The 6,000-nt window shown below is 43.7% G+C and carries 5 protein-coding genes and 1 pseudogene; 3 read left to right on the plus strand and 3 right to left on the minus strand.

The window, feature by feature from the left end; genetic code table 11:
- Positions 1-179 precede the first annotated feature (179 nt).
- Positions 180-1,961 (plus strand): M61 family metallopeptidase, encoded by a 1,782-nt coding sequence (locus H6G96_RS33260; protein ID WP_190917632.1) that lies wholly within the window; start codon positions 180-182, stop codon positions 1,959-1,961.
- A gap of 83 nt (positions 1,962-2,044) precedes the next feature.
- On the opposite strand, the gene pyk is transcribed toward H6G96_RS33260, so the two are convergent.
- Positions 2,045-3,814, minus strand: coding sequence for a pyruvate kinase (gene pyk / locus H6G96_RS33265; RefSeq protein WP_190917634.1), 1,770 nt, complete (start codon positions 3,812-3,814; stop codon positions 2,045-2,047).
- A 380-nt stretch (positions 3,815-4,194) separates the two neighbouring features.
- Here pyk and crtR point away from each other — a divergent pair, with 380 nt between their 5' ends.
- Positions 4,195-5,085, plus strand: a complete 891-nt coding sequence (gene crtR, locus H6G96_RS33270; protein ID WP_190917644.1) for a beta-carotene hydroxylase — start codon at positions 4,195-4,197, stop codon at positions 5,083-5,085.
- A gap of 21 nt (positions 5,086-5,106) precedes the next feature.
- Here the strand turns inward: crtR and H6G96_RS33275 are convergent, their stop codons facing one another.
- Together H6G96_RS33275 and H6G96_RS33280 are read right to left on the minus strand one after the other, a co-directional pair.
- A complete protein-coding gene (locus tag H6G96_RS33275) occupies positions 5,107-5,433 on the minus strand; it encodes a DUF5615 family PIN-like protein (RefSeq protein WP_190917636.1) in 327 nt (108 codons plus the stop codon).
- Positions 5,417-5,641, minus strand: coding sequence for a DUF433 domain-containing protein (locus tag H6G96_RS33280; RefSeq protein ID WP_190917638.1), 225 nt, complete (start codon positions 5,639-5,641; stop codon positions 5,417-5,419). The genes H6G96_RS33275 and H6G96_RS33280 overlap by 17 nt, the downstream gene beginning before the upstream one ends.
- Positions 5,642-5,719: 78 nt before the next feature.
- Here H6G96_RS33280 and H6G96_RS41775 point away from each other — a divergent pair.
- Positions 5,720-5,830 (plus strand): annotated as a pseudogene (locus tag H6G96_RS41775) (beta-carotene hydroxylase); the annotation flags it as partial.
- Between the last annotated feature and the right edge of the window lie 170 nt (positions 5,831-6,000).

Below are 6,000 nucleotides of genomic sequence, written 5' to 3' on the forward strand. Positions count from 1 at the left end.
AAGTGGGGACTCAGACCCATTTTTTCTCTTGATTCCACAGCAGTTATTGAAGGGGTCATTTCTCCTTGCCCTCTTCAATAACTGCCTCTTCGTTGAAGCCAAAAGTTAAAAGGCGAATTTGTCATGATAGGAGAAATCACTAATTCCATTAACCGTTGAGTATTAACTCAGCACACAAGATGACTGAAGCAACAGCAACTCGTCCCAACACTTACGTCCAGGAAAGCGGGCCAACAATCCATTACTTGGTGGGAATGTCCCAACCAGAAACCCATCTGTTTGAGGTAACTTTACACATTGCCGATTACGCCTCGTCGATTCTCGATTTAAAATTGCCGGTGTGGACACCCGGTTCCTATTTAGTCCGTGAATATGCCAAGAATTTACAGGATTTTGAGGCTTTTTCAGAGGGTAAACCTTTACTTTGGCGGAAGATCAGTAAAAATCACTGGCAGATAGACAAAAAAGCTGTTTCAGAATTAACTGTACGTTACAGAATTTTTGCCAATGAGCTATCGGTACGGACAAATCACTTAGATGCTACCCACGGTTATTTTAACGGTGCGGCACTATTTTTTAGAATAAAGGGCTGGGAGAACCAACCAATTCGCGTCACTATCGTACCACCACGCCCAGAATGGCAGGTAACTACTGCCTTGTCACCTATTGGTGAGAAAACAAATACTTTCTTGGCTGCCAATTTTGATACTCTTGTTGATACTCCGTTTGAGATTGGTCGCCATCAATTGTATAACTTTGAGGTTTTGGGAAAACCCCATGAACTGGCAATTTGGGGGCAAGGAAATTTCCAAGCCCAAGAGATGATTGCTGATATTCAAAAAATTATTCAGGTAGAAGCCCAGATGTTCGGCGGTTTGCCCTATGAACGATACGTGTTTCTACTACATTTATTTAGCCAAGCTTTTGGCGGTTTGGAACATAAAGACTCTTGCTCATTAATTTACCAGCGTTTTGGATTTCGCGCTCAGGAAAAGTACGATCGCTTTATGCAATTGGTAGCACACGAGTTCTTTCACTTATGGAATGTCAAGCGAATTCGCCCAAAAGCATTAGAGGTTTTTGATTACGATCAAGAAAATTACACACCATCATTATGGTTTTGTGAGGGTACTACTAGTTACTATGACTTGTTAATTCCTTTGCGGGCAGAAATTTATGATGTTCAGTCGTATTTGAATAAATTGAGCAAGGAAATTACCAGATATGAAATGACACCGGGGCGCAAGGTACAGCCCGTTTCCGAGTCGAGTTTTGATGCCTGGATAAAACTCTATCGCCCGGATGCTAATAGCGGTAATTCCCAAATTTCTTACTATTTAAAGGGAGAAATGGTATCGTTATTGCTGGATTTGTTGATTCGCTCTACTCATGACAATCAACGTTCCCTCGATGACGTGATGTTGAAAATGTGGCAGCAATTTGGACAAGATGAAATTGGCTATACCCCAGAACAGTTGCAAGAAGTTATAGAATCTGTTGCCGGAATCGATTTGACTGATTTCTTTAAACGCTATATTGATGGCATTGATGATTTACCTTTTAATCAATATTTAGAACCTTTTGGCTTGCAGTTGGTAGCTGAACAGCAAGAAGAACCTTATCTGGGCGTAAGAATAAATACAGAGAATGGGCGAGAGATGATTAAGTTTGTGGAGGCGGGTTCACCTGCACAAATAGGGGGAATTGATGCAGGTGATGAGTTGTTAGCAATTGATGGGATTAAGGTAACGGGGAATAGCTTAAGCGATCGCCTCAAAGATTACCAACCAAGTGATGCAATCAAAGTCACAGTTTTTCATCAAGACGAACTGCGTAGCTATTCCATCACCCTAGCCCCACCCCGTCCTACCCGATATCAGGTAAAGCCTGTTGAGCATCCTGACTCCACACAGCAGCAAAACTTTGCTGGATGGCTTGGGGTAGCGATCGCAACTGTTTGATAAAGGGATTGGGCATGGGGTATTGGTTATTAATTCTTCTACCCCTTGCCCCCTGCTCCCTGCCCCCTGCTTCTTCCCCAATCCTAATGCGTTCTCACCGCCCCAGAATAAATCAAACCCCGTTGCAGATCCAGCGTTATGATCGCCCCATCCCGAATCGCCTGCGTTGCCTGCTTCACGCCGACAATAACTGGCACACCGAGACGCAAGCCGATGATTGCTGCGTGACTTGTGAGACTTTCCTCTTCCGTAATAATTCCAGCAGCTTTACGAATTGCCTCAACAAAATCAGCACTAGTACGAGGTGCAACTAATATATCTCCAGGATTAAAGTTACTAACATCCATGCCAGTATTAGCTACTCGTGCGCGACCACTCACTGAACCTTGTCCCAGCCCAATTCCATGACCTAGTATTGCCGTCACCACCTCAACTTTAATCAAATCTGTGGAGCCGGAAATTCCTTGGAGTGTGCCAGCAGTCATTACTACTAAATCTCCCTCAGACAGTAATTTAAGCTCCTGAGCCACGTTGATTGCAGCTTGAAATGTCTGACCAGTCGAAGGTAATCCTAGCACCAATAGCGGTTTTACTCCCCACACCATCTGTAGCTGCCGCGCCACATTCACATGGGGTGTCACTGCCAAAATCGGTGTTTGGGGACGGAATTTAGATACATTGCGAGCTGTTGCTCCAGTTTGCGTTAGGGTCATGATTGCTGCTGCGCCTAGTTGTTCGGCAATTTGCCCTACAGCTTGACTAATAGCATTGGGAATGGAGCGCCGGGAATCTCTCAAAGAACGTAAGTTTAAGTGTTGGGCTTCTTCCTGTTCCATCCGCTCGGCAATCCGCGCCATCGTCGCTACTGCTTCTACAGGGTAGTTACCTACAGCAGTTTCATTGGAGAGCATTACCGCATCCGTGCCATCTAAAATCGCATTTGCCACATCCGATACTTCTGCGCGAGTGGGACGGGGATTGCTCACCATGCTGTCTAACATCTGGGTGGCGGTGATGATGGGAATCCCCAAGCGATTTGCTGTAGCAATTAGCCGCTTTTGCAATACTGGGACATCTTCTGCTGGCAGTTCCACGCCTAAGTCGCCTCTGGCAACCATTACACCATCGCACAAAGCCAGAACTGCCTCCATTTGTTCTATGGCTTCATGCTTTTCAATTTTGGCAACCACCGGCACTTGCTTGCCTGTACTGGAAATTAACTCTTTAATTTCAATCAAATCCTGCGGATTGCGGACAAAGGAAAGTGCCACCCAATCTACACCCTGATCTAGACCAAACATCAGATCCTCTCGGTCTTTGTCGGTCATTGCTTTAATAGACAGGTAAACGCCGGGAAAATTTACGCCTTTGTTGTTAGAAAGTTTACCAGGCACGGTGATCCGACAATGCAAATCACCTTTGTCCCGGTTAATTTCCTCCACAACCATTTCTACTCGTCCGTCATCGAGCAGGATTTTTGCGCCAACTGGAACTTCTTCGGCTAAATAATCATAGGTGACGCAGCTAATTTCTTGCGTACCTACCACCGGGCGATTTGTCAAGGTGAAGCGATCGCCTTTTGCCACAACTATAGACCCGTTGTCAAACTTCCCCAAGCGAATTTTTGGGCCCTGCAAGTCTTGGAGAATAGCCACTGGTTGATTTAGTTCAAAAGCCGTTTGCCGAATTAAGCGAATACTACGCTGATGGTCGGCATGAGTTCCGTGGGAGAAATTGAGTCGTAGCGTCGTGGCTCCCGCTTCAATAATCGCCTTGAGCATTTCAGGACTACTAGTAGCAGGGCCAATAGTAGCGACAATTTTTGTCCGGCGCAGAGAATCTCTTAATTGCATAGGGGCTGAAGTTAGGGAGCTATCTGGGAAGTCATCGTAACTTAAGTGGCATCTCCTTTTCAGTTACTGCTATACCAATAGATATAAGCAGTTAGAGAGTGTTTCTGGGGAGAGTGGGTTCTGTGGGATAGACTTGATATATTACAACAATCTTGTATCTATCCTCCTCACGAAGCAGTTTATCCCTTTAACTTCTTGCCGATTGTCATACCCCAATTATTAGTTAAGATTAGGCTTTGTCTGGAATCATAGCGTTATTCATCTACTGATATTCAAAGCTGTAGATAAATCTTGCTATAGAAAACTTTACATAAATTTATTCTTTCCTAATCTTTATCGTATATTTGTAATGTTTGATTAAGAAGGAGTCAATGTTAAAGATGATCGCATCGGAGGCAAAAAAGCCACTGACAATCCCGCCAAAGGAATTTTTAGCGCCTCCTGGTGATTTTAATTTCACGCTACTGCTGTTTTTGGTAGCTGTAGCAATGCTGGTGCTATCTAACTTTGGTTACTGGCTTTGGGAATGGCCGCACTGGGTGTGCTTTAGCGTTAACACTATTGCTTTGCATTGTGCTGGGACGGTAATTCATGACGCTTGTCACCAATCTGCCCATCGCAACCGGGTAATGAATGCGATGTTAGGGCATGGCAGTGCATTGATGCTAGCTTTTGCTTTTCCAGTATTTACGCGGGTGCATTTACAGCATCATGGTCATGTCAATCATCCCGAAGACGACCCAGATCATTATGTTTCTACGGGTGGTCCGCTATGGCTGATTGCAGTGCGGTTTTTATACCATGAGGTGTTTTTCTTTCAACGGCGACTGTGGCGCAAATATGAGCTATTAGAATGGTTCATTAGCCGCTTAATTATCGGTGTAATTGTTTATATAGCGGTGCAATACCACTTTTTGGGTTACATTCTAAATTTTTGGTTTATACCCGCTTTTGTGGTGGGGATAGCACTGGGATTATTTTTTGACTATTTGCCTCATCGTCCTTTTGCGGAGCGCGGTCGCTGGAAAAATGCTCGTGTCTACCCAAATCAAGTTCTCAATATTCTGATTATGGGACAGAATTACCACTTAATTCATCATTTGTGGCCTTCTATTCCTTGGTATAATTATCAACCTGCGTACTATGTGATGAAGCCCCTGTTAGATGAGAAAGGCTGTTATCAAACTTCAGGATTGTTGCAGAAAAAAGACTTTTTTGAATTTGTTTATGACATCTTTTTAGGAATTCGGTTTCATCATCAAAAAGAATAGAGTTGTTATATTAAGCTCGCGTCAAAAATCTCTGATTTCAACAACTACACCTGGAGCGATCGTTGTTAAGACACTACGAACACTGGGTATCAATGAAAGCAAATCAGGTAGGCGATTACTAGATGCTACTAGAACAACGACTGCAATTCCAGCCTGTTGCAAGTTTTGCTGATATCGTAAGTTTTGGTCTGTTGTGAGGAGAATTATGAAATTCTCCTGGAGCATCAGTTGCAACAGTTCGCCATTCTTTTTGCCCGACCATCCCATTTCCACAACTGTGCGTACCTCATAATCAGTAAGTTCACGCCTTAAGGGTCGTGGAACACACTCATCAAGCAGAATTCGCATACACTGTTAGCATTTCCTTTGCTAATTCGAGAGTGGCGATTGCTTGGTGACGGCTGACACTGGGAAAGTGATCTAAAAACTCATCCAGTGAGTCACCCGCTTCTAGATAATCGAGCAAGGTTTTTATCGGCACACGAGTACCAACAAAAACAGGGGTTCCCCCCAATATATCGGGGTCACTATGAACAACACGCGATGTGGATGTCATATAGTTAGCTTGTCAGCTACAGACTACCTTCTGATCCTAACTCTCGTCGTCTCAGAAATCTCAGCATATATTTTATTCCCCTTTGCAAAGGGCGATCGCTGGAAAAATGCTCGTGTCTACTGCAACCCAATTCTCAATATTTTGATTATGGTACAGAATTACCACTTAATTCATCATTTGTGGTCTTCTATTTGCAACAAAACGTAATGTGCGATCACTGTCGTGATAGAAGTTAGGACTTACGCATTGACAAAAAAGATTATCTATGTTGTCTAGAAAATGCCATCACTGCTAAGGTTTGCAAAAATATGCTCACGTACAACTAATGTGAACATGTTGCGTTGTATTTCGTACCAATT

This window comes from Nostoc sp. FACHB-892 (assembly GCF_014698795.1).
GTDB lineage: Bacteria > Cyanobacteriota > Cyanobacteriia > Cyanobacteriales > Nostocaceae > Nostoc.